24 protein-coding genes are annotated in these 23,877 nt (G+C 66.3%); 11 read left to right on the top strand and 13 right to left on the bottom strand.

What is annotated here, in order from left to right; all coding sequences use genetic code 11:
• Nucleotides 1-27: 27 nt before the first annotated feature.
• Complete coding sequence (locus tag LXE91_RS36265; RefSeq protein WP_039342420.1) at nt 28-1,380, bottom strand: flavin-containing monooxygenase; 1,353 nt, start codon at nt 1,378-1,380, stop codon at nt 28-30.
• Between the two features lie 311 nt (nt 1,381-1,691).
• On the opposite strand from LXE91_RS36265, the gene LXE91_RS36270 reads away from it, so the two are divergent.
• Nucleotides 1,692-1,979, top strand: a complete 288-nt coding sequence (locus tag LXE91_RS36270; protein WP_039342463.1) for a hypothetical protein — start codon at nt 1,692-1,694, stop codon at nt 1,977-1,979.
• 195 nt (nt 1,980-2,174) lie between these two features.
• Here LXE91_RS36270 and LXE91_RS36275 read toward each other — a convergent pair whose 3' ends face one another.
• From LXE91_RS36275 to LXE91_RS36290, 4 genes are all read right to left on the bottom strand, one after another.
• Nucleotides 2,175-2,849, bottom strand: a complete 675-nt coding sequence (locus LXE91_RS36275) for a hypothetical protein (protein WP_143282300.1) — start codon at nt 2,847-2,849, stop codon at nt 2,175-2,177.
• Between the two features lie 57 nt (nt 2,850-2,906).
• The gene (locus LXE91_RS36280) at nt 2,907-3,338 is read right to left on the bottom strand and encodes a hypothetical protein (RefSeq protein ID WP_039342415.1); all 432 of its coding nucleotides are present in this window, start codon (nt 3,336-3,338) and stop codon (nt 2,907-2,909) included.
• Between the two features lie 86 nt (nt 3,339-3,424).
• Nucleotides 3,425-5,053 carry a tyrosinase family protein gene (locus tag LXE91_RS36285; protein WP_039342412.1) on the bottom strand — a complete coding sequence of 543 codons (1,629 nt, stop codon included), beginning with the start codon at nt 5,051-5,053 and terminating at the stop codon, nt 3,425-3,427.
• Nucleotides 5,054-5,452: 399 nt separating this feature from the next.
• Nucleotides 5,453-5,665, bottom strand: a complete 213-nt coding sequence (locus LXE91_RS36290) for a hypothetical protein (protein WP_046197082.1) — start codon at nt 5,663-5,665, stop codon at nt 5,453-5,455.
• A gap of 306 nt (nt 5,666-5,971) precedes the next feature.
• Between LXE91_RS36290 and LXE91_RS36295 the strand changes: the two genes are divergently transcribed.
• The 4 genes from LXE91_RS36295 to LXE91_RS36310 all read left to right on the top strand — a co-directional run bounded on the left by LXE91_RS36295 (nt 5,972) and on the right by LXE91_RS36310 (nt 8,481).
• Entirely contained in the window at nt 5,972-6,127 is a 156-nt protein-coding gene (locus LXE91_RS36295) for a hypothetical protein (RefSeq protein WP_171026916.1), read from the top strand.
• Nucleotides 6,128-6,341: 214 nt separating this feature from the next.
• The gene (gene trpS / locus LXE91_RS36300) at nt 6,342-7,355 is read left to right on the top strand and encodes a tryptophan--tRNA ligase (protein WP_039342409.1); all 1,014 of its coding nucleotides are present in this window, start codon (nt 6,342-6,344) and stop codon (nt 7,353-7,355) included.
• A gap of 347 nt (nt 7,356-7,702) precedes the next feature.
• On the top strand, nt 7,703-8,131 hold the full coding sequence (locus LXE91_RS36305) for an STM2901 family protein (RefSeq protein WP_039342407.1): 429 nt from the start codon (nt 7,703-7,705) through the stop codon (nt 8,129-8,131).
• Nucleotides 8,131-8,481: a DUF1493 family protein gene (locus LXE91_RS36310; protein ID WP_039342404.1), complete on the top strand. Its 351-nt coding sequence runs from the start codon at nt 8,131-8,133 to the stop codon at nt 8,479-8,481. Before LXE91_RS36305 ends, LXE91_RS36310 begins: the two co-directional genes overlap by 1 nt.
• A 22-nt stretch (nt 8,482-8,503) precedes the next feature.
• On the opposite strand, the gene LXE91_RS36315 is transcribed toward LXE91_RS36310, so the two are convergent.
• The 4 genes from LXE91_RS36315 to LXE91_RS36330 form a co-directional block, all read right to left on the bottom strand.
• The gene (locus tag LXE91_RS36315) at nt 8,504-8,917 is read right to left on the bottom strand and encodes a VOC family protein (RefSeq protein WP_039342401.1); all 414 of its coding nucleotides are present in this window, start codon (nt 8,915-8,917) and stop codon (nt 8,504-8,506) included.
• Between the two features lie 93 nt (nt 8,918-9,010).
• Complete coding sequence (locus LXE91_RS36320) at nt 9,011-9,931, bottom strand: bestrophin family protein (RefSeq protein WP_039342399.1); 921 nt, start codon at nt 9,929-9,931, stop codon at nt 9,011-9,013.
• Between the two features lie 176 nt (nt 9,932-10,107).
• A complete protein-coding gene (gene cydB, locus LXE91_RS36325) occupies nt 10,108-11,115 on the bottom strand; it encodes a cytochrome d ubiquinol oxidase subunit II (RefSeq protein ID WP_039342396.1) in 1,008 nt (335 codons plus the stop codon).
• Between the two features lie 3 nt (nt 11,116-11,118).
• Nucleotides 11,119-12,519, bottom strand: a complete 1,401-nt coding sequence (locus tag LXE91_RS36330) for a cytochrome ubiquinol oxidase subunit I (protein ID WP_039342394.1) — start codon at nt 12,517-12,519, stop codon at nt 11,119-11,121.
• A gap of 428 nt (nt 12,520-12,947) precedes the next feature.
• Here LXE91_RS36330 and fdhD point away from each other — a divergent pair, with 428 nt between their 5' ends.
• From fdhD to moaD, 5 genes are all read left to right on the top strand, one after another.
• Nucleotides 12,948-13,829 (top strand): formate dehydrogenase accessory sulfurtransferase FdhD, encoded by an 882-nt coding sequence (gene fdhD / locus LXE91_RS36335; RefSeq protein WP_039342393.1) that lies wholly within the window; start codon nt 12,948-12,950, stop codon nt 13,827-13,829.
• A complete protein-coding gene (locus LXE91_RS36340; protein WP_278068175.1) occupies nt 13,826-15,040 on the top strand; it encodes a molybdopterin molybdotransferase MoeA in 1,215 nt (404 codons plus the stop codon). The genes fdhD and LXE91_RS36340 overlap by 4 nt, the downstream gene beginning before the upstream one ends.
• 211 nt (nt 15,041-15,251) lie before the next feature.
• Nucleotides 15,252-16,376, top strand: a complete 1,125-nt coding sequence (gene moaA, locus LXE91_RS36345; RefSeq protein ID WP_039342388.1) for a GTP 3',8-cyclase MoaA — start codon at nt 15,252-15,254, stop codon at nt 16,374-16,376.
• Nucleotides 16,377-16,422: 46 nt separating this feature from the next.
• Nucleotides 16,423-16,992 carry a molybdenum cofactor biosynthesis protein MoaE gene (locus LXE91_RS36350; protein ID WP_039342387.1) on the top strand — a complete coding sequence of 190 codons (570 nt, stop codon included), beginning with the start codon at nt 16,423-16,425 and terminating at the stop codon, nt 16,990-16,992.
• 52 nt (nt 16,993-17,044) lie between these two features.
• Nucleotides 17,045-17,302, top strand: a complete 258-nt coding sequence (gene moaD / locus LXE91_RS36355; protein WP_039342384.1) for a molybdopterin converting factor subunit 1 — start codon at nt 17,045-17,047, stop codon at nt 17,300-17,302.
• Nucleotides 17,303-17,482: 180 nt separating this feature from the next.
• Here moaD and LXE91_RS36360 read toward each other — a convergent pair whose 3' ends face one another.
• A complete protein-coding gene (locus LXE91_RS36360) occupies nt 17,483-18,907 on the bottom strand; it encodes an aminotransferase-like domain-containing protein (RefSeq protein ID WP_046197081.1) in 1,425 nt (474 codons plus the stop codon).
• Nucleotides 18,908-19,594: 687 nt separating this feature from the next.
• Here LXE91_RS36360 and LXE91_RS36365 point away from each other — a divergent pair.
• A complete protein-coding gene (locus tag LXE91_RS36365; protein ID WP_039362726.1) occupies nt 19,595-21,772 on the top strand; it encodes a DUF4132 domain-containing protein in 2,178 nt (725 codons plus the stop codon).
• A gap of 25 nt (nt 21,773-21,797) precedes the next feature.
• On the opposite strand, the gene LXE91_RS36370 is transcribed toward LXE91_RS36365, so the two are convergent.
• The 3 genes from LXE91_RS36370 to LXE91_RS36380 form a co-directional block, all read right to left on the bottom strand.
• Nucleotides 21,798-22,709: a hypothetical protein gene (locus LXE91_RS36370; RefSeq protein WP_039362724.1), complete on the bottom strand. Its 912-nt coding sequence runs from the start codon at nt 22,707-22,709 to the stop codon at nt 21,798-21,800.
• Nucleotides 22,710-22,798: 89 nt separating this feature from the next.
• Nucleotides 22,799-23,122: a TfoX/Sxy family protein gene (locus LXE91_RS36375; RefSeq protein WP_039362722.1), complete on the bottom strand. Its 324-nt coding sequence runs from the start codon at nt 23,120-23,122 to the stop codon at nt 22,799-22,801.
• Nucleotides 23,123-23,144: 22 nt separating this feature from the next.
• Nucleotides 23,145-23,738, bottom strand: coding sequence for a phage integrase family protein (locus LXE91_RS36380; protein WP_076841489.1), 594 nt, complete (start codon nt 23,736-23,738; stop codon nt 23,145-23,147).
• Nucleotides 23,739-23,877: the final 139 nt, after the last annotated feature.

Below are 23,877 nucleotides of genomic sequence, written 5' to 3' on the forward strand. Positions count from 1 at the left end.
GCGGTGCGGCAGGCGGCATGGGTTCGGTCAGTTCACCGCGTCGGCGAGCGGCTGCGTATCGGCGTGCGGCGCGGCGGGCGGCGCGGCGCCGTCCTGCTCCGCGTGCGCGGTCGAGCGGCGCCGCGATGCGTCGTGGTACTCGAGGTAGGTGCGCTGGATCGCGATGTGATCGGCGATGTGCCGCGCGTCGTGCCACACGCCCCAGATGAAGCTGGAGCCGCGCCGCGACAGCCACGGCAGCCCGAGGAAATAGATGCCCGGCTCCTTCGACACGCCGCGCTGGTGCTGCGGCTTGCCGTTGTCGGCGAACGCGTCGACCTTCAGCCAGCCGTAGTCGACCGCGTAGCCGGTCGCCCAGATGATCGACGCGACGCCGGCGCCGGCCAGGTCGAGCGCGAGGATCGGATGCGCGACGCAATCGGGGTTCGGCAGGATGCGGCGGGCTTCCGGCTCTTCCGGCAGGTCGAGGCCGTTACGCGCCGCATAGGCGTCGGCCGCGTCGAGCAGCGACAGGTAGTTTTCGTCGCCGCGTGCGAGATTGATCGCCAGATCGCGTTCGAACATGGCCACGCCGCCGTCGAACGACTTCGTCAACCCGACGAGCGTCACGCCCTGGTTCGCGAGCTTGCGGAAATCCACCGTATGGCCGCCGCGCGCGCCGCTCACCGCGATCGTCACGTGTTCGCGGCCGGGCGTCGCGACTTCCTTGTCCCATTCGCCGAGCACGCCGAGCCACCAGCAGAAATCGCGGCCGCGATACGCCCGCGGCGGCCGATCGTGCGGGCCGACCGACAGGTACACCTGGCGGCCCGCGCGCTGCAGCTCGTCGGCGATCTGCACGCCCGACGACCCCGCGCCGACCACCAGCACCGCCCCTTCCGGAAGCTGCGCCGGGTTGCGATAGTCGGCGGAATGAATCTGCACGAGGCGCGCGTCGTCCGGTGCGATCGGCGGAATCACCGGGCGCTGGAACGGCCCGGTCGCGACGACCACGCGGTTCGCCTCGATCGTGCCGTCGGACGTCTCGACGATGAAACCCGGCTTGCCGGCATTGCGCACGACCTGCTTCACCTCGACGCCGGTGCGGATCGGCGCGTTGAACTTGCGCGCATACGCTTCGAAGTAGTCGGCGACCTGGTCTTTCGATGCGAACGCGTCCGGGTCGAGCCCGTCGAATTCGAGGCCCGGGAAGCGGTCGTGCCACGCGGGGCCGTTCGCGACCAGCGAATCCCAGCGGCCCGTGCGCCAGCGCTCGGCGATGCGGCTGCGCTCCAGCACGAGATGCGGTACGCCCAGCTTGCCCAGGTGCTCGCTCATGGCCACGCCGGCCTGTCCGGCGCCGACGACGAGCGTATCGATTGAGGTTGTTTCGACTGCCACGGGTGTCTCCTTCTGAAGTGCGGCTCGCTGCGAGGCTCGTTTGCTCGTGTCATCGCGCGAGTGGGAATGGAGACATTCTGCTGACAGCCAGGCGTGGGCGAAATGATGTTTTTTGTGGTTGTTGACGAGAAAAAAGCTGGGGGATCAGTGAAACCTCGAGACGGAGACATCATGCGTTCCGGCACCGGGTCGGCACCGGCTGCGACGTGACGCGGCGGCAGGGTCGAAATGGCGAGCGACGCATCTGCCGCTCCATACGGGAACGAATCGTGCGCGCGAGTCGTGGTCGGCATTCAATGGAGGACGGCTCGATGAAACCCCTGACAATTGCAACGCGTCGAATTCTGGCGACCCTCGTGGCAGGCGGCGCGCTCGCCGCGACCAGTACGGCCTTCGCGCAAGGCTACGGTTCACCGCAACCGAGATACGAAGAGCGAGAGCCCGCCGCAGGGGCCGGTGTATCGGTCGAGATCGGCATGCACGGCGATCGCTACTGGGACGGCCATCGCTACTGGGAACGCGACGAGTGGAGGCATCGTCATCCGCGCGATCGTGATCCGTGGCGCGAGCACGAGCACGAGCACGAGCATCGTGAATAGTGACGAGCGCCGCCTGGAGTCCGTGCAGCGTCCGTGTGACGCGGGTTAAAACTCGGCTGCCGCTGCCAAAGCGCGCCGGCAGCCGAGCGCAAACCGCGTCATCACACTTTTCCAGAGCAGCTTGAACGCGGCCTCGTCTGACAACGGATGGCCGCGCCTCTTCAATATGGCCGTGTTTATTTCGCAATCGACCATTCAACGCCCCCCTGCGCGTGCCGCCCGATCGCTCAATGCGTCGAACGCCAGCATGCTGGCGAGCATCGACACTGCCACGCCGCTCGTATCCCAACGCAGCCCGGCAGCGAACGCCGATGCCCTGATCGCGGTCATGCCGAGCGCCATGACGAGCTGCATCCCCGCGAATTCGAGCGCGACGCGCACCGGCACCACAACGAGCATGCTTGCCGCGCCGCGTCGGCGACGGTCCTTGCGGTCGGCCTCGCGCAAGATCAGCAGCGCCAGCATGGCCAGCATCGACATCGGGAACCATTGGAGATGCAGCACGAGTGTGTTCCACATGGCGCGGGCATCGAGCGTTCCGCCGCAGATGTCGAGAATGGCATCGACGGGGGACCGCATCGCATCGAGCGTCAATCCCGCGCCGATGGCCCCCGTGCACAGGAGCATTGCCCTGCGCGCGCACCCGCCGGACAGGCCGCCTTGCATCGAATAGCCGGCGATGCCGCAAACCATTGCGCCGATGCCGTTCCATATCCAGCTGGAAGGAGCACCGTGCAGCCGGGTCGGCAAGTCGCAAGCCAGGTAGCCGAGGAGTGCGAATGCCATCGCGCCGCATATCCGTTCGGATAGCGAAATAACAGCCATTCGAGCAGGCCCGATCCCAACGCCTGCGCGAATCGCGTCCGTCACCGTCGCCGGACGCCTGGCCGTGTCGGCCGGCGGTGCAGTCGGCGCAGTCATGGCCGCTCAGGCGGGATCTCGCATGACCGCATACCACGAGCACACCACCCCGGCCGGCGCGACGCCGCCGCTGCCGCTCGCATGCGGCACCGTACGGACGATCGAACCGGTCAGCGCCGGGCGCTGGTCGATGCCGTTGGGCCAGGGCGCGCTCACGTACCCGACATAGTCGTATACCCATTCCTCACCGCTGACCACACCGCGCCCCTGGAATCGCACCGTCCCCGGATTCCCGTAGCTGATCCAGCCGTTGAGCTGCAGCTCCCATCCCGGACCGAAAATGCGACCCTTGAAAATGCCCGCCGGCGCCTGCGCGATTTCGATCGTGCCGAGGCCGAATTCAAGGTCGTTGAATGCGGTGGCCGGGTCGGGCTCGTTCAGGACACTGCGATAGGTCCACAGCCCCACCAGGCTGCCGGTTTCGGGTGTGTAGCTCATGCCCGCGCCTCCCCGTCATGTCACGTTGTCGAAGTACCGAGGTGAACCGGCGCCGGGCGACGGTGCCGGTTCGTCACGCGCCGCCGCTACCGGACCTCGAGGCGGAACAGTTTCCGTACGGGTTGCGGCGCCGCGCCGACGACGGCTTGCGAGTCGGGCGGCGACGCGGGTGGCGTCTGCAGGCGCACGCCGTCGCGCGTATGGATTTCGACGTCGTACTGCGCATCCTGCACCGCGCTTTCGGCGAAGTGATTCAGCGGGAAGAACGCCTTCACTTCGAGGTGCGTCTGGCAGTTCGCGCAGGACTGCACGCTCCAGCGGCTCAGCACGGCCTCCGTGCCGAGCAGTTGCCGTTCGCCGTCCACGTTGACGTACGCGGAAACGAGGAACGACCCGGCGATCGGCGCACGATTCAGCCCCGACACGCGCACGACCTTGCGGCTGTTGCCGGCCGGCACGGTCGGTGCCGCGAGCGACAACTTCGGCAGGTTTTCCAGCGAACCGGGGCCGTACGTGTAGCCGAGCTGTTCCTCGATGTTGATGCAGTCGAGCGACGTGTAGGCGCGCTCCTTGCCGTTCTCGCTCTTCTTGAACGGATCGAGCGGCGTTTCGAGCGTGAGCCACGAGTTGGGCACGACGCCCGGCGTCGGCCCCTGCGCATCGACGGAGTTGGTGCCCGGATACTCGGCGATGACGTCGAGGTGCTGCGTGTAACCATGCCGCTTCTGCCACAGCCAGAACACGCGATCGATGAAGCAGTGGTGGAAATAGAAGATCGGGTCGAGGCCCGCCGTGTCGTTTTCGCCCATGTCGCCGTTGGCGCCCGGAATCGGCGCGAAATCGCCCTTGTTCGGTCCGTGCGGCACGTCGAATCCGCCGACGGCAAGGTGAATATCGTTGTGCGGCGACTCGAGCGGCACCACGGGGATCGCGCCGTCCGGAAGATTCTCGTTCCACTGGGCCGCGGACGACGTGTTCGAAAACACCGTGTAGTTGGGCGCGTCCAGGCACTGCTCGAACTTGCTCTTCACGTTGGTCGGCACCACGTCGCCCTTCACGACGATGTACGACGTGAGCCAGTCCACGATGTTGCGGTTCAGTATGACGACGTTCTCCTTGGCGTCCTGGAACCTGGCGTTGTGCTTCTCGGTGGCGGCCTTGTCCTTGTCGGTCCCCACGAGCCCCGACAACGGGTAGCGAACCGTGACGTAAGGCAGCGGCTTGCTGTAGTTCGGATTGTCGCCATTGATGTTGTCGGTGATCGCCCGGTTGAACGTGAAGGAGGCCAGCGGGTTCGGAATCTTTTCGCCGTCGAGCTCGAAATCCGGGGCGGTCAGCGCCCACGGAATGCCTTTCGTCAGCGACTCCTCGCTGGTTTCGTCCCAGAACGGCAGCATCACCTGCTCGCAACCGGGGATGCTCTGCAGCGCCTGTTCCAGCCGCAGCAGGTAAGCCCGGTGCCACGTGGGGAACAGCACGTTGCCGTGGTTGCAGTAGCCGCCCCAGTAGGACGCCGAACCCCAGCCGGCGCCGCGGAACGGCTCGCCGTGGAAACCGCCGATCATGAAAAACGAGTTCGGATCGTCGGGCGGCAATGCCTTGATGCCTTTCCACGCGCGCATCACGTCTTCCAGCGGCTTTTTGTTGCCTTTCAGATATTCGGCTTGCAACGATTCGATCGACGGACGAACTCTGACTCCAGGTGCGTTATTCATGATGTGTCCAGTCCCCTTCGTGGGTAGCGTTACGGTTGGGCCGCCAGGTTTTGAACGTAAGCAGGTAATTCATAAACCAATCAAACTCACGCTCAATTGAATGCGCTTTATTAAAATGGCACGTGGTATTTTGAAAGCATTAATCGGCGGGCCATAGGCGGGCCCGCGTGGTCGCCTGATCGCCTCCATGGGGCGCGGACACGCGCAACAGGCGCAGCACGCCCTCTGGAAAAGGGGCTGCGCTTTCAGATCGTAGGGATGCCGTGGTGAATCGATGCCGATTCGCCAGGCACGAATGCCTGGCAAAGTAGCCGAGATACCCCGTAGCGTTTTATCGTGATTTGGTATGTGTAAATAAAGCAGATGGCGCTGGTTTTAGCAAGGATAAGGCAGCCTGAATTATTGAAAACAAGACGAGCGCGGAAGCGGCAATTGGTCCGTTTTATTTTCATTAATAATCTCGTGCATTTGCGACGAGATCGTAAAAACCAGACGCCGGATAATCAAATGTGCGTAGCGGCGTTTACTGATGCGATCGGCCGGCGCGACGGGCCGCCCCAGTCGCTTCTCCGCGAACTGCCGCAGCAGCGGGTCGAGTGCTTCGTGGCTCATGGCTTACCTCCCCTCGATGTCCGGCCGCTGTGCCGGTGCGTGCGGTCGGGGGCGGCCCCCGACAATTCTTGACTGTGCCCGCGCCCACGATTTGGTAGGATGCACGTCGCCTCGGAATCGACGGCAGCCGGACATTCAACCGTCCCTTTTTTTGATGCCGCGCGGCCGGCCAACCCCGCCCTCGCGCGCGGGTGCACTGAACCGCACCCCAGGCCCAGTCAAACCCGCAACACCCCGGTGTCGCCCCACCCGACCCCGTTGCAGCAACCGTTGGAGCGGCGCTTTACGCGCCGGCAAGTCTGAAGCATGAAGAACTCGAAGCAGCCCCCCCGCCCTCCGCGAGAGAAAGACCGCACGCCGCTGGCACGTGCCGGCGCGCTGCTGCTGATGGCCGGCCTGCTGTACCTGCTGTGGCCGTCGGCCGAAACCGCGTACCTCGCGATGGAGTCGGTCATCCGCTGACGCGCACTCGCACGGTCTTCCGGCCACTACGCTATACTGCCGCGATGAAAACGAAACCCGCCTCGCCGAACGTGCATTGCTGGTGGCGCGCCTGACCCAGGCGGCCCGTTTCCTTTTGCATGTCCCAAACGTGATGCCGCCAGCGATGGCGGCATTTGCGTTTCTGCGCGGACACCATGGCTGGCGGCTTCGATAACCCGGAGCAACGACCAACATGACCCACCCGACCCGACCGACCATCCTCACCGGCGACCGCACGACCGGCCCGCTGCACCTCGGCCACTACATCGGCTCGCTGCGCGCCCGCGTGCAGATGCAGCACGAAGCGAAGCAGTTCCTGCTGCTCGCCGACACGCAGGCACTGACCGACAACATGGGCCGCCGCCAGCGCGTCACCGAGAACGTGATCGAGGTCGCACTCGACTATCTCGCGGTCGGCATCGATCCGGCGATCTCGACGATCGTCGTGCAGTCGCAGGTGCCCGAGCTCGCCGAGCTGTCGCAATACCTGCTGAACCTCGTCACGGTCGCGCGCCTCGAACGCAATCCGACCATCAAGGAAGAGATCCGCCTGCGCGGTTTCGAGCGCGACATCCCGGCCGGCTTCCTGACCTACCCGGTGAGCCAGGCGGCCGACATCACCGCGTTCAAGGCGACGCACGTGCCGGTCGGCGACGATCAACTGCCGATGATCGAGCAGACCAACGAACTCGTGCGCCGCTTCAACGCGACCGTCGAGCAGCCGGTGCTGGTCGAATGCGAGGCCGTGCTGTCGGCGGTCACGCGACTGCCGGGGATCGACGGCAAGGCGAAGATGAGCAAGTCGCTCGGCAACGCGATCACGCTCGGCTCGACGCCGGACGAGATCACGCAGGCCGTGAAGGACATGTACACGGACCCGAACCACCTGCGCGTGAGCGACCCCGGCCAGGTCGAGGGCAACGTCGTGTTCACGTTCCTCGATGCGTTCGAGCCCGACGTGCAGAAGGTCGACGAGTTGAAGGCCCACTACCGTCGCGGCGGGCTCGGCGACAGCGTCGTCAAGCGCGTGCTGAACGAGCGGCTGCAGGCGCTGATCGAGCCGATCCGTGCGCGCCGCCGCGAATTCGAGGCCGACAAGGCCGAAGTGATGGCGATCCTGAAGCGCGGCACGCTGCATGCACGGGACGTGGCCGGCGCGACGCTCGCCGAGGTGAAGGGTGCGATGGGGTTGACGTATTTCGATTGAGTGACCTTCGCGGCGTGCATTGCACCTATCACGCACTGCACGCTGGACCGGACGTTGATATGGGACGTACCCGGCAACGATTCGAAAACCTTTCATCCCTGGCATCACATCGAAGATAAACATCGGCTGCGCGATGGTCCCGTGCCGCTCTTCCGCCACCACGCGACCGGAAACGGCGGTCGTGTGGTTTTCGCGTGAATCGCTCGTCAACGCCACCGCAGCCGCCGGCCTACCCCGACATTGCCCCGCAAAGAGCACTTCGCTAACGTAGCCCGCCATCAACCACGACGGCGAACGGGACGTACAACGCGTACGGCCTGCCTCGCCTGCATCCCGGCGGGCACCACGTGAATACCTATAGCTATCAAAACGAACCTGACCTGACTCCGATCGAGTTGTTCTTCCTGATTGCCGCAGACGAAATCTGCAAGCAGATCGGCATCGACGATGTCGAAGCCGTTGTTCTGATACTGTCCGGTCTTCCTATTCTTCCAACCCGAGCCAAACCATCCGGCACGACCCGAGGCACGTCGGTCGCATCAGTCATGTCGAGGTCGCTGTTTCGGTATGAATTCAAGCGCAAGGTATTGCCGACCGTCACGCTGAACAGCATCAAGAGATTGCGGATAATCCTGACGCATCGGCTGGCTGTGTTTGTCGGACGAACCCTACCGGGTGTCGGCTGGGTGATGCTTGGAACGGATGTCTTCCATATTGTCCGGAGCACCATTTACCGGTACAACCGGATTGTGAAACCAGAGGACAGGATTTTCTAATGGGCGACCGACACAACTGGGAAGCGCTGGAAGCGTTCGTTCGCAAGGAAGCCGCTATCCCGGACAAGCGCCGTATTACAGAGCAAACCTCCCTCTCGGACGACCTTGGGCAGACCGGAGACGACGCCGACATCTTCATGGAACGCTTTTTCGCCCGATTCGACGTCGATCGCGGAGACTACGACTTTGGGCGTTACTTCCTGATGGAGGGCGAGGGGCTGCTCTATCACGCGTTGCGAAAATACCTGCTCGGAAAGCCTCATACGTTCCGGCGACATGCATTGACCGTCGGCATGCTGAACAAAGCGATATCGCTCGGGACGTGGGACTCCGAAGCGATCGAAAACTGACGACCGCGGGGGATCACCACCGTCACGCCCCCTCGCGCACCGCCCCCGCCGAATGACACACGGCCTCGACCCGGTTGCCGGCCGGATCGATCAGAAAGGCCGCGTAGTAGTCGCCGTGGTAATGCGGCCGCAATCCGGGGTCGCCGTCGGACTGGCCGCCCGTAGACAGGCCCGCCTCGAAAAACGCATGCACCTGCTCGCGCGATGCGGCCTTGAAACACCAGTGCCGCTTGCTCGTCCCAACTTCGGCGGGATCCAGATACACCGCTAGAAAAGTCGATTCCGGGTCATTCGCGCTGCAACGTTCTCCATAGCCGAGCGCACCGGCCCGGTCATAGACCTTCGCCGCGCCCAACGCGGACATGACAGCATCGTAGAAGGGGCGTGCCAGATCGATATCCGGAACGCCGATCGACACGTGATCGAGCAATTGCATGGTGTGGGCTCCATTGAACGAGCCCGAGTCTACACAACCGTTCCCGATCCGACCGATCAACCTTACCGACGACTACACTACCGCCCCCGCCGCCTACGTGATCTGATACGTCGACGCCGGCACGAATTCCTCCGGCATCGGACGGTCGCCCAGTTCGAGCACCGACCGTTCGATCGTGCGCGTCATTGCATCGAGCGCCAGCGCATTCGGTGCGAGGCCGAACGGCTCGGCCACCTCGCTCGCGATTGCTTCGAGCGCGATCAGCGTGTATGAAATGAACACGCAGATCAGCGGCGTGAAGAACTCCGTCGAATCGACGAGACCGAACGGCAGCAGCACGCAGTACGCATACACGGTGCGATGCAGCAGCACGCTGTACGAGAACGGAATCGGCGTCGACAGGATGCGTTCGCAACCACCGACCGATTTGCCGACCTCGTCGAGCTGCGTCTCGAACATCCAGCAGGTCGCGTCGCTACCGGGCGCACGGCCCAGCGCGCCGACGATGCCGCCGCGCAGCTCGTCGAGGATCGCGACCGGCTTGAAGCATTTGCCGCCAAGCTCGGCCGTGCGCTGCGTACCGAGAATGCGCTGCAGGTCCGCGGTCGGATCGGTATGGCGAAGCTGATGCTTGAGCGCATACGTGAGCGCGATCAGCAGGTCGGCCAGCCGGTCGCGCTCGGCGTCGCTCACGCTGTCGGGCAGGTAGCGATTGAACTGCGACGTCAGTGTGCGCGCCGCGATCAGCAGGTTGCCCCACAGATGCCGCGCCTCCTTGAAGCGCTCGAAGCTCGCGTTGTTGCGGAACCCGAGGAAGATCGCGAGCGCGAGCCCGAACAGCGTGAACGGCGCAGTGTTGAGGGGAATCTTCTCGCCGAAGATACGCCCGTTCGTGAAGACCGCCAGCGTGCTGACGATCGCCATGAACACGAGCTGCGGAATGATCGATTGCAGCACGGAGCCGTTCCAGACGAACAGCATCCTGAGCCAGTTTTGTTGTGGTCGGACGATCATGGTGTTTTCTCGACTGCCAGGAAATGCATCGAACGGCGCGCCGGCGCTTGATGCGCAACGGCCCGCGCGTGGCGGGCCGCTGTCGGGTGAATGCCGGGCCGAGCAATGCGCTGCGCGTGATGATACGCCCGCGCCTGCCATGCCCGTCACGTCATGCGGCGTTCAGCCATGGCCGCTCAGTGATAACCGATATCGCCCTCGCGCACCTTGCCGCGGAACACGCGGTACTGCATCGCGTTGTACACGAGGATGATCGGCAACACGATCACGGTGCCGACGAGCGCGAACTTCTGGCTCGACGGGCTCGATGACGCGTCCCAGATCGACAGCGACGGCGGCACGATGTTCGGCCAGATGCTGATCACGAGCCCCGTGTAGCCGAGGAACACGAGCGCGAGCGTCAGCAGGAACGGCGTGGCCTCGTGCTCGCGCTTCACCGTGTGGAAGATGCCCCACACGCAGGCGACGACGAGGACCGGCACCGGCAGGAACCAGCCGAGGTTGCCGCTGCCGAACCAGCGATGCGCGACGGCGGGCAGCCCGATCACGGTCCACAGGCTGACCACGCCCATCACGGCGAGCAGCACACCCGCGAGCGGCTTCATCAGGAGCCGCATCTTGCGTTGCAGCTCGCCGTCGACCTTCAGAATCAGCCAGCCGCAGCCGAGCGTCGCATACGTGACGAGCACGCCGATCCCGCACAGCAGGCTGAACGGCGACAGCCAGTCGAACGGCCCGCCCGCGAACTGGTTGTTCTCGACCTTGATGCCCTGCAGCAGCGAACCGAGCACGATCCCCTGGCAGAACGCGGCAAGCGCCGAGCCGCCGATGAACGCGAGATCCCACATGTGTTGCGTGCGCGTGGCCTTCGCGCGCAGCTCGAACGCCGCCCCGCGGAAGATCAGCCCGACCAGCATCAGCACCAGCGGCAGGTAGTTCGCCGGCAGCAGCGTCGAATACACGACCGGGAACGCGCCGTAGAGCCCCGCGCCGCCGAGCACCAGGAACGTCTCGTTGCCGTCCCACACCGGCGCGACGGTGTCGAGCATCACCTGGCGCTCGGCCTTCGCATCGAAGAACGGAAACAGCAGCCCGATGCCGAGATCGAAGCCGTCCAGCATCACGTAGATGAATACGCCGAGGCCGATGATCGCGGCCCACACGACAGGAAGATCGATTTGCATGGCTTACTCCGCTTCGGTGACGTTCAGCGGCGTGGACAGCGCGCTCTTGCGCAGCCCCGGGTGCCGGTGCAGCTCGATATACCCGGCCTGGGCAGCCGGCCCGCGCTTCATCAGTTTCATCATGTAATAGATACCCGTTCCGAACACCAGGAAATACACGACCACGAAGACCAGCAGCGACACGCCGACCTGCTGCGCGGTGAGCGGGGAGACCGAATCGACGGTGCGCAGCACGCCGTACACGGTCCAGGGCTGCCGCCCGACCTCGGTGGTGATCCAGCCGGCCAGCAGCGCGACGATGCCCGACGGCCCCATCGCCACCACGAACCACTGGAACCAGCGCGTTTCATACAGGCGCCCGCCCTTTCTCAGCAGCAGCCCGAGCAGCGCGGTGAGCAGCATCAGCATCCCGAGGCCCGCCATGATCCGGAACGTCCAGAACAGGATCGGCGAATACGGGCGGTCCTGCGGCGGGAACTCCTTCAGCCCGCGAATTTCGCCGTCCCAGCTATGCGTGAGGATCAGGCTGCCGAGGTGCGGCACCTGGATCGCATAGCGCGTGGTTTCGGCCTGCATGTCGGGCAACCCGACGAGGTTCAGCGCGGTGCCGCCCTTCTCCGTTTCCCACAGCCCCTCGATCGCAGCGATCTTCGCCGGCTGGTATTCGCGCGTGTTCAGCCCGTGCGCATCGCCGACGACGATCTGGATCGGCGCCAGCACCAGCAGCATCCACAGCGCCATCGAGAAGCTGCGCTTCACCGGCTCGTCGCGGCGCCCCTTCAGCAGGTGCCACGCGCCGCACGCGGCGACGATGAAGCCCGCGACGATGAACGCCGCGATCGTCATGTGCACGAGCCGGAACGGGAACGACGGGTTGAAGACGATCTTGAACCAGTCGACCGGCACGACGAGGCCGTTCTCGATCTTGTAGCCTTGCGGCGTCTGCATGAAGCTGTTCGACGCGAGGATCCAGAACGTCGAGATCAGCGTGCCGACCGCGACCATCAGCGTCGCGAAGAAGTGCGCGCGGGGGCTCACGCGCTGCCAGCCGAACAGCATCACGCCGAGGAAGCCGGCTTCGAGGAAGAACGCCGTCAACACTTCATACGTGAGGAGCGGGCCCGTGATGTTGCCCGCGACGCGCGAGAAGCCGGCCCAGTTGGTGCCGAACTCGTACGCCATCACGACGCCGGAGACCACGCCCATCCCGAAGCCGATCGCGAAGATCTTCGACCAGAACTGGAACATGGATTTGTAGGCGGCATCGCCGGTGACGAGGTAGCGCCATTCCAGCACTGCCAGGAAGCTCGCCATACCGATGCTGATCGCGGGAAACACGATGTGGAACGACACCGTGAACGCGAATTGCAAGCGGGCGAGATGGAACGCATCGAAGATTTCCATGACCGTAATTTGCTCGTGGTTGTGAGGACGTACGCTCGAAGCAGGAAATCGCGCGACGGCTTGGCGACAACACATGCGAAGACAAACGGTCGCTCGCATGGCATCGAAGCGTGAATGACGATATCGCGTTTGCAACGATACTCGCAATCGTTCGAACGTGCGTTGAAACTGTGCTGCTTACGCCGCCGAAGATGTGTGCACGGAAAACACATTTCGTGCCGGCGGGATGGTCAGCTGTACTGCTTTCCGCGTGGCGGCGCTGTGCATCCGGTGCGCCTGTCATCCCCCTTAACATCCCATGAAACGCCTGCCCGAGGCGACGGCGCGCCCTCTCGGCCGCGCCCGCCGGGCAGCATCCCGATTCCCCTGGTCCGGCGTACCCGCCCGACCCGGCCGGCGCGCCGGCCGATCCGCCTGGAGAACACCGCATGGAGTCCTGCATCCGCCGCGACGATCCGACCGGCAGCACCGCGTGTCAGGTCACGCGTCACCGTGCCGGCGAAGCGCGCGACACCGTCGATCGCGTCGTCGACGAAACGCCGGTTGCACTCGTGTTCAACGACATTGCGCACACGGTCATGATGGCCACCCCGATCGACCTCGACGTGTTCGGCCTCGGCTTCGCGCTGAGCGAAGGCATCGTCGAGCGCGCATCGGACGTTTTCGACATCGAAAGCGAATGCCGGGCCGGCAACGCCGAAGTGCGGCTGACCGTGTCGCAGCAGGCGTTCATGGCGATGAAGGCGCACCGGCGTGCGCTGGCCGGCCGCACCGGCTGCGGCGTATGCGGGATCGAAAGCATCGCGCAGCTCGACCTGCACCCGCCGCGCATCGCCGCCGCCGGCACGGCCGCCGGTATCGGCGCGGCAGCGATCGAACGCGCCGCGCGCGCGTTGCCGGCCCACCAGACGCTGATGCGCGAGACCGGCGGCATTCACGCGGCCGCGTGGTGCGACCGCGACGGCGCCGTGCTCGACGTGTTCGAGGACGTCGGCCGCCACAACGCGCTCGACAAGCTCATCGGCCGGCTCGCGCGGCGCCGCGCCAACCTGCACGACGGCTTCGTGTTCCTGTCGAGCCGCGCAAGCTACGAACTGGTGCGCAAGGCCGCGCGGGTCGGCATCTCGATGATCGCGACGATCTCGGCGCCGACCTCGCTCGCGATCCACGTCGCCCGCGAAGCCGGCGTGCGGCTGGTCGGCTTCTGCCGCAACGACGGCTTCGTCGAGTACGTGTCGCCCGACGCCGCGCCCCCCACTCACCCCGATCAACCCGCGCTCGCTCAAGCGCATCCGGCGCTCTTCCGATGAAACCCCTGACCGATTTCGATACCGCGCAGCAGCATTTCGCCAGTGCGTTCGCGCCGCTCGGCGCCACCACGTCCATCCCGGTCGCGGAAGCCGCCGGCCGCGTGCTGGCCGCGCCGCTCACCGCCGTGCTCGACCAGCCGCCGGCCGACCAGAGCGCGATGGACGGCTACGCCGTGCGTCACGCGGATCTGGCACACGGCGAGCCGCTGCACGTCGCGCAGCGCTGCTATGCGGGCGACACGCCGGCACCGCTCGCCCCGCGCACGGCCGCGCGCATCTTCACCGGCAGCGTGATTCCGCCCGGTGCGGACACCGTCGTGATGCAGGAGCACGCACGCGAGCAGGACGGCTGGGTCGCGTTCGACGCGCCGCAGCGCAGCGGCTCGCACATCCGCCGCCGGGGCGAGGAAGTGCGCGCCGGCGACCTGCTCGTGCCGGCCGGCGTGCGCATCGGCCCGATGCATGTCGGCGTGGCCGCCGCGCAGGGGTTCGCGCGCGTCGACGTGCGCCCGGCGCTGCGCGTCGGCATCCTGACGACCGGCGACGAGCTCGTCGCGTGCGGGCAGCCGCGTGCGCCGCAACAGATTTACAACAGCAATGCGCCGATGCTCGCCGCGCTGGTCTCGGGAACCGGTGCCGAGGTCGCGATGAGCCTGCATGCGGCCGACACGGCGCCCGCCGTCGATCGTGCGCTGCGCGACCTGCACGCGGGCTGCGACCTGGTGATCTGCGTCGGCGGCGCGTCCGTGGGCGACAAGGATCTGCTGCGCCCCGGACTGGACGCGCTCGGTGCGTCGTTCATCGTCGCCGGCGTGCGCATGAAACCGGGCAAGCCGGTGGCACTCGCCCGGCTCGACACGCAGCCGGTGGTGTTGCTGCCCGGCAATCCGGGGGCCGCGATGACCGCGTTCGCGCTGTTCGTCGCGCCGCTGATCCGCCGCCTGCAGGGGCGCAACACACGCATGCCGATCGTGCCGTCGCTGCCGATCGACGCCGACTTCGAACCGGATCCGCAGCGCGAGCGTTTCGTGCGCGTGCACTGCACCGTCGGCCTCGACGGCACGCCCGCGCTCGACACGCTGCGCCAGCAAGGCGCCGGCACGCTGCAGTCGCTCGTGCAGGCGAGCGGGCTGGCCCGGCTGCCGGCCGGGCAGCGCATCGCGTGCGGCGACGCGGTGCCGTATTACGAATTCGCGCACTGGCTCGCATGAGCGCGACGCCGCTCACCCGCCCGATTCGCGGCATGCGCAGCCGCGCCGGCCACGCCGGCCGCTCGGTGAACTGTATCCCTACGATTCGGGCGCGATTGTGTCCCTGCCGCCAAAACCCGGCGGACTATCCTCACGATGAGGCTCGTCACGCGCCGTGCGCCTGCCCATTCGCACACGCACGGCCGACCGGCGACGCCCCACCGCTTACTTCTTGCAGGCAGACGAACCGATCGTGAATGCCATCGTTTCCGCCGCGCCGGCCGCTGCCGCACTGTCCGGCGGCGCATCGCCCGGCGCTTTCCCCCGCCCGTCCGACACGCTCGGCCGCCCGCTGCGCGACCTGCGCCTGTCCGTGATCGATCAATGCAATTTCCGCTGCGGCTACTGCATGCCGCGCGAAAGCTTCGGCGCCGACTATGCGTTCATGCCGTCGTCCGAGCGGCTGTCGTTCGCGCAACTCGAAAAGATCGCCCGTGCGTTCACGTCGCTCGGCGTCGAAAAGATCCGCATCACCGGCGGCGAGCCGCTGCTGCGCCGCAACCTCGAAGCGCTGATCGAACGCCTCGCCGCACTGACGACCGTCGACGGCAAGCCCGTCGAAATCGCGCTCACGACCAACGGCTCGCTGCTGGCCGCGAAGGCGCGCACGCTGCGCGACGCGGGCCTGTCGCGCGTGACGGTCAGCCTCGATGCGCTCGACGACGCGGTGTTCCGCCGGATGAGCGACACCGACGTGCCCGTGTCGCGCGTGCTGGCCGGCATCGAGGCCGCGCAGGCGGCCGGGCTCGCGCCGGTCAAGGTCAACGCGGTGATCGAGCGCGGCGCGAACGACGACCAGATCCTGCCGCTCGTGCGGCACTTCCGGCATACCGGCGTGGCCGTGCGCTTCATCGAATACATGGACGTCGGCGGCGCGAGCTTCTGGTCCGGCGACAAGGTCGTGACGGCCGCGCGGATGCGCGAACTGATCGACGAACACTATCCGCTCGTGCTCGTCGGCGAACCGGGGCACGACGCGACCGCGATTCGTTGCGCGCACATCGACGGCGCGGGCGAAGTCGGTTTCATCGCGAGCGTGTCGCATCCGTTCTGCGGCACCTGCTCTCGCGCCCGCGTGTCGGCCGACGGGCAGCTCTACACGTGCCTGTTCGCGACGCAAGGCACCGACCTGCGGCCGTGGCTCGACGACGCAGCGGCGAGCGCCGACCTCGCCGCCGCCGTGCGCGATCGCTGGACGCACCGCGACGACCGTTATTCCGAGCGCCGGGCCGCACGGCCGGCCCGCGCGCCGGGCAAGACCTATCCGACCGTGCGCATGTCGCTGGTCGGCGGCTGAGGGGCCGCCGCGCGACCCCGCACGCACCGCCTACAGGAGAACCGTCATGACGAGCTTCACCGAATCCCGCGCCGGGCTGCCGGACGATCCGTTGCAAGCGGGCAGCCCCGCTCCCGACAACGCGACCGACCCGCATCCCGAACCGCCACCGTCGATTGCCGCGGGCTTCGAAGTGCGCGTGCAGTACGCGCCGATCGATGCCGGCGCCGAGCTCGCACCGATCGTTCGCAATCCGAATGTCGGCGCGGTCGTGAATTTCCTCGGCGTGGTGCGCAACGAAGGCGACGTCGATGACGTGATCGCGCTCGAGGTCGAGCACTATCCGACGATGACGGAACAGGCGCTGTGGAGCATCGTCGAGGAAGCCAGCGCGCGCTGGCAGCTCGAAACGATCAGGATCGTGCATCGCGTCGGGCGCATCCCGCTCGGCCAGGCGGTCGTGCTGGTCGTGGTGGCCGCCGCGCATCGCGGGTCCGCGTTCGACGCGTGCGAATTCCTGATGGATTTCCTGAAGACCCACGCACCGTTCTGGAAGAAGGAGATCCGCCACGACGGCGTATCCGGCTGGGTCGAGGCGAAAGCGCACGACGACCAGGCGATGCGGCGCTGGGGCTGAGCTGGCGCACTGCGCCCTTTCCGATTCCGCCGCTCCTTCCAAAGACAACGCAATGAAACTGACGATCAAATACTTTGCAAGCATTCGCGAGCAACTCGAGCGCGACGAGGAAATCGTCGAGATCGATGCGCGCGAACTCACCGTCGACGCGCTGCGCGACACGCTGGCCGCACGCGACGCGCGCAGCGCGGAAGCGCTGCGAACGGACCGCCCCGTGCGGGCCGCCGTGAATCTCGAGATGGTGACGGGGGGATTCGTCGTGCGGGAGGACAGCGAGGTGGCGTTTTTCCCGCCGGTGACGGGCGGGTAACATCGGTCAGGCAAACCTCCGGGGCACTCGATTGCGAGCGCCCGGCCGGCGATGACGAGCGGCGGTGACGGATGCCACCGGATACGTCTTCGGCGCGGCCACCGCTTCATACCGTCGAAATGACAAAGCCGGCACCAGGCCGGCTTCGTCGTTGAAGCACACGATACCGCGCGCGCCCGCTTACCGCATGCACGCCGCCGCCAGCTTCCCGACCGTGATCACGGCCTGCTCGATCTCCGGCGACCACGGGCTGCTGTAGTTCAACCGGATGAAGTTCCGATAGCTGTCCGTGATCGAGAACATGTAGCCGGGCCCGATCGTGATCCCCTGCTCCAGCGCGAGCTGGTACAGCCGCATCGCGTCGATCTGCGCAGGCAGCTCGATCCACAGCACGTACCCGCCCGCCGGGCTCGAGATGCGCGTGCCTTCCGGAAAGAACCGCGACACCATCGCGCGCATCAGGTTCGCCTGCTGCGCGTAGGCCTTGCGCAGGCGCCGCAGGTGATGCTCGTAGCCGTCGCGTTCGAGAAACTCCGCGATCGCGAGCTGCGGCAGCGACGGCGTCGCGAGCGTGTTCAGGAATTTCAGCTTCTCGACCTGGTCACGATAGCGGCCCGGCAGCGCCCAGCCGATCCGGTACGCGGCCGTCAGGCTCTTCGAGAACGACGAGCAGTGCAGCACGATCCCGCTGCGGTCATACGACTTCAGCGAACTCGGATGCGCATCGCCGAAATACAGTTCGTTGTACACGCCGTTCTCGATCAGCGGCATCCCGGTCTTCGTCGCGAACTCGACCAGTTCGCGCTTGCGTTCGTCCGGCATCTGGAAGCCGAGCGGGTTCTGGAAGTTCGGCATCACCATGCATGCGGCGATCGGCTGCGACTTCGCGATCGCAGCCAGCGCCGCGATGTCGATCCCGTATTCCGGATGCGTCGCGACCTCGATCGCCTTCATCCCCATCCGCTCGATCGCGTGCAGCATCGCGTAGAACGTCGGCGATTCCACCGCGATCGTGTCGCCCGGTTTCGCGACCGCCTGCAGGCACAGGTTGATCGCCTCGGTCGCGCCGACCGTCACGATGATCTCGTTCGGATCCACCGACATCCCGTTTTCCAGGTAGCGGCGTGCGATCTGGCGGATCAGCCGCGGATGGCCGGGCGGCAGCCCGTCCGTCACGCCCCACAGCGACTTGTCGCGGCCGGCCGCATACGCGTAGCGGTTCAGCTTCTCGAACGGAAACAGGCTCGGGTCCGGGTACGGCGAGCCGAGCGGCACCGCGTCGTCGGTGCCGATCGAGCGCAGCGTCGACAGCACGAGCCGGCTCACGTCCACCGACGACGAGATCGCGATCGGCTTCGACGGCCGCAGCTCGCGTACCGGCGCATGGCCGTCGTCGCGCCGCAGGTTCACGAAATAGCCCGACTGCGGGCGGCTTTCGAGCAGCCCGCGGCTTTCCAGCAGCAGATATGCATGCAGCACGGTCGTGATGCTGATCCGGTGCTGCTGGCTCGCCTGCCGCACCGACGGAATCCGGTCGCCGTGCCGGTACACGCCCTGGCGGATCAGGCGCTCGATGTCGTCCGCGAGTTTTTCATAGAGTTTCATCGCGTACCTCCCGCCGGGCGGCGCAGCTGGGCTGCCCTGCCGTTTGCGTCCGATACGCGCGTGTTGCGCCCGCCGACCGGGCCGTCGTGAATCCTGATCTTTCCCTCCGGTTTTGCCTTTTCCATCGCACTGGCTCTCTCTTGAAGATGCGCCGACAGGGTTCCGGTGCGACTGGATCCGCGGCACTGTGCACTTGATGGTGAAATCTTAAGAGCAGAACAGTTGGCGACGAGTACACACATCGATCGCGCGAACAAGAGTACAGTTCGGCGCGATTCGCGCATTGCAGGGGAACTGTACGTCTTATGAAATGGGCCGCGATGCCGGCAAATCACACGCCGCGACGCCGGACGGAGGTTCGTGACTTTACGGAACGGCAGGACAGCGGTGACGAGTGCACTCCGTGGCGGGACAGGTTGCCGGGCAAATCGGGAACAAAAACTGTGCGATCACACGGTTTTTCATACAATTCCGCCTATCGCCCGCCAAAAACTCGTCGATCGCACGGTTTCTTCCTGAATTTCGCCGTCGGGATGTAACACAGCGACGCTCGGCGGCGAAATGCACCTGCTGCGCGCGATCCGCCATATCGTCATCCACGAGATGGTCGAGCGGCTGCGCCCGCGCTGACGCCAAACACCACACCCAAGACGATCCGATGCCGCCACGCGAGGGCCGCCGAACATCATGACCCAATCTGTCCAGCCGCCCATCGTCGACCAGCTCGTCGCCCGGCTGACCGGCACCGCCGACCACCCGCGCTTCACCGGCGCGCCGCTCGACCTGTCGACGCTCGACGCGCACGCGCTCGGCGCAGTGTGGCCGGCGCTGCGCCGCACCGAGGAACACGTCGCGCAGCACGACTACGCGTACGACGATCCGCGCGCCGAATTCGCGCGCTGGCTGCGCGCCCGGATCGATGCGCTCGAGCTCGCGCCGCTCGTCGATGCCGAGGCCGCGCTCGAACTGTTCCGCGACATTCCGGCCGGCGCGTGGCAGCGCGCGTTACAGGAACTGTCGTGTCTCGATGCGCTGCCCGCGCCCGCGCTGCAGGCCGAACTCGCGCGCATCCTCGACGAACCGCAGAACGACGGCCTGCAAAGCCTCTCCGTGTACGGGGAATATGCGCTCCAGTCGTTCGCCGGCCGGCATGACATCACGGCCTTGCGCAATACGTATGCGCAGTTGAATACCGATTCCCCGTTTCGCGTGCGCGAGCTCGACGTGCTGCCCGAACTCGGGCCGGCGGCGCTGCTCGCGCTGGCCGCGACGAACGACGGTTATTTCGCGCCGAAGCGGCTGTGGTTCAACGCCGACGATCCGGCCGCCACGCTCGCGGAGGAGCCCGCTTACGTCGACTTCTCGCGCGACACGCTGACCGAAGCCGCGCGGCACGTCGCCGCGATTCACGCGGGTGAAGTCCCCTATCAGGCCGATCGCGCGTTCACGACCGACGACGCGCAGGTCGTCGCGCGCGCGGCGCGCGTCGCGGCCTATCGCGACGCACCGTGGCTCCCCCCGCTGATCGGGCCGCTGCTGACCGGCGTGTGCGTCGCGCCGACCGCCGCGAAAACCGCGCCGTCGCAATCGCTCGCGATCGCGCTCGGCCATGCGGTCGAGACGATCCCGACGCCCGAGAGCGTGCGTGCGCTGCGCGATGCGCTGGCCACCGTGCGTCACGCGGGCGTGCAGAAGAAGCTCGCGCGTAACCTGAAGCCGGCTGAACGCGCGCTCGGCGAACGGCCGCACACCGCGCTGCGCATGACACTCGACGCGAAGCCCGACAAGAAGCAGCTCACGATGCTCGCCACCTGCATGGAAGCGGGTTTCTGGCAGTCGATGACGCTCGGCCATGCCGAATGGCGCGAGCGCCTCGTCGATGCGCCGGCCGGCGCCGCGTTCTCGATCCGCACGATCTGGCACGCACGCGCGCGGGACGGCGCGACCGTTTCGTTCATGCCCGATATCGCAAAGGGCAAGGTCGTGCTGCGCGACGCCGCCGGCGCGGTGTGCGAACTCGACGCCGACAGCGAGATCCGGCTCTGGCATCCGCTGCTGGCCGATGCGGACGAGCGGCTCGCGTGGCAGCGCGCGATCGTCGGCCGAGCGATCCGGCAGCCCGTTCGGCAGGCGTTCCGCGAGTTCTACGTGCCGGCCGACGAAGACATCGCGACCAGTCATTCGGCAATGTTCGAAGGTCATGTCCTCGCGAGCCGCCCGCTGATCGGCGTCGCGCGCCGCGAAGGCTGGTCGATCCGCGCGTACGACGACGGCCTCGCGCGCGAGTTCGGCGACGTGCGCGCAACCTTCAGCGTCGCCGCGCGGCTCTTTCCCGGCACGGACGGCCAGGGCACGTCGGGCCGGCTGCACGTCGAACGCAGGCGCGAGCGGCGCTGGATGGCCGCGCCGATCGGCGAAATCGATCCCGTCGTGTTCTCGGAGGTGGCGCGTGCGGTCGACCTGCTCGTCAGCGTCGCCGCATTCGCGCTCGACGATGAAGCGACGCGCGCGGCCGACACGCTGGCGGATCCGGTGCGCCAGCGCGCCGCGAGAAACGAGCGCGAGCAGCGCCTGCACCGGTTGTCCGACCTGCCGCTCGGCACGATGGCGCGGCATCGCAAGCAGGTGCTCGCGCTCGTGTTCGCCGAACCGATCGCGCAAGGCCGGGTGACGCTCGACGAGCGCCATGTGCGCGTCGGCGCGTGGTCGGTGCATTGTGCGACCGGTCGCGTGATGCGCGACGGCGAACCCGTCGAACCCGCGATCGAGCCGCCGCCATCGCCGCTGCGCGCGGTGCCGTGGCTGCCTTACGACGAAGCGCTGTTGCAGCGGATCGTCGATGTGGTTGCGGGGCTGCTCGCCTGAGCGGCCATGCGGCAGCAGCCACCGCCTACCGCACCGCCTGCTGCCGCTGCACCTCCTGCGCTTTCATCTGCAGATACGCACCGCGCTCGACCTCGTGCAGTTGCTGCGGATACTGCTCGGTCGCGTCGAACCAGCGCGCGAGGCGCTGGTCGAGCGGCTTGTCGAGCGTCGCGAGAAACGTGTCGATCGCGAGGTAGTAGCGCATCGTGTTGCGCTCCAGCAGCCCGCGCACGCCGCCGACGTATTGCGGCTGCGCGGCCGATCCGCCGCTGACGGTCGTGAAGCCGACCTTGTCGCTGCCGACGGTCGCGAGGTAGGTCTTCATCGCCATCCGGCCGACCGTGCCGAAGCCATACGAATACGTCAGATGCAGGAACGTGCGCGATGCGCCGACCGGCACGGCCTCCAGCGCGATCCGGTAATCCTTCGTACCCATCGGGCCGCTGTCGGCGGTCAGGTCGACCTGGAAATAGTCGGGCGTCGCGGCCGCCACGCGATAGCGGAACTGCACGCGGTAGGTGTCCGGCAGCTTCTGCTGGATCTTGCGGCCGAGGTTCACGTCGAGCACCGGGCCGTTGCTGCCGGTCGACGCGTGGCAATACTTCGTGTTCAGGTGCAGGATCAGCACCGCGCACCAGTTCGCGGGGCCCTGCGCGGGATCGTCGAGCTGGCTGCTCACCACCGCGTACGGATAGTCGACCACCGCGTAGATGTCGCCCTTCAGCGACGACGACGCTTCCGCCGATTCGAGGACCAGCGGCCGGTGAAACGCGTTGTCCTTCAGTTGCGGGCCGAGGCTGCGGTAACGCTCGAGCAGTGTCGCCGCATCGTCCGCGCCGAACGACAGCGCGCTCCAGCCCGCGCACAGGGCCGCGACGAGCGCGCGCCGGGCGCGGCGAGCAAGCCACGTGCCGCGCGAATGTCCGGATGTCTTCATTCTTGTGCTCCCGCCGGATGCGCGATGGTCGCGCACATGTGTCACAGAATACGCCTGGCCGCAGCGCAACATGGCACGCGAATGAGCCGTTATCGGCGCCGCTTCATCGGCACCGGCAACTGCGCGGCGGTGATCCGGATCAGCGCCGACAGCCATTCGCGATCGTCCCAGCGCTCGCCGGCGATGACGAGGTGCGGCTTCGCAGCCGGATACGGCGGGCCTTCTTCGCACGTGCCGAGAAACGCGCGGCCTTCGGCCGTCGGCTTGACGAACAACCGATCGTCGCAGACGAGCGCGACCATCTTGCCGTCGCAATAGATGCCGTATTCGCCGAACATCTTGCGCGCCGATACCGTACCGGCCGCCGCCATCTGCTCGACGATGAAATCGACTGTGCCTTGGCTCGATGCCATTCGCTACTCCCGGGGAAAACAGTTATGACCCTGGCGTACGCCGGACCGTTCCGCCTGATTGGGATCGTGCGCACATCGCCTTCGGCGCACGGAAGATGCCGCGCGAACCGTCGACATCATGGGGGACGCGGATGTTTTCCCACGGCGTCACGGATTCCGGGGTGGTCGCCACGACCAGCGAACGAGCCCGCTCCGTCAGCGCGGAACAAGCCGCAAAGAAGGCTTCGACTCGGTGCGCGCTACGCTCCCCGAGACTGGGAATGCCGAGCCACCAGCGACGGCGCCGGGAAATTCGCACAATCAGCTCGGCCAGCGTCCTGATGCCGTTCGTATGCAACGCGGCGACGGCCCGGGCCACCGCTTTGCGGTGACGAATCCGTTCGCCTGCTTCGCACTGAAACAGTTTCGCCAGAGCGTCACGATGACGACTGATGGCAAACTCGACGAGTTTCCGTCGGATACGACCAGTCACACCACGGGCCGACTTTCCTTCTCCGAGCTGGTCGGGACAATAACGCTCGACGGCTTCGCGCGAGCCGACGCTCGCGTACCAGGTACGCAAGACGGCCAGGGAAGCGGCGTCGGGAAAGGAGAGCGAGTCCGGAAGAACAGGCATCCAAAAGTTATAGGCTTCGGGATGACAGCGGTGTGACAGGTGGATGTGACGCGTTTTGCAAAATGGCAGTTTTGGTCCAAAACGTAACCCTATCGCTAATGAAGGTTAGCGATAGAGGCACGCAAAACTTCTCTTTTTC

It is taken from the genome of Burkholderia contaminans, from assembly GCF_029633825.1.
Classification (GTDB): Bacteria; Pseudomonadota; Gammaproteobacteria; order Burkholderiales; family Burkholderiaceae; genus Burkholderia; species Burkholderia contaminans.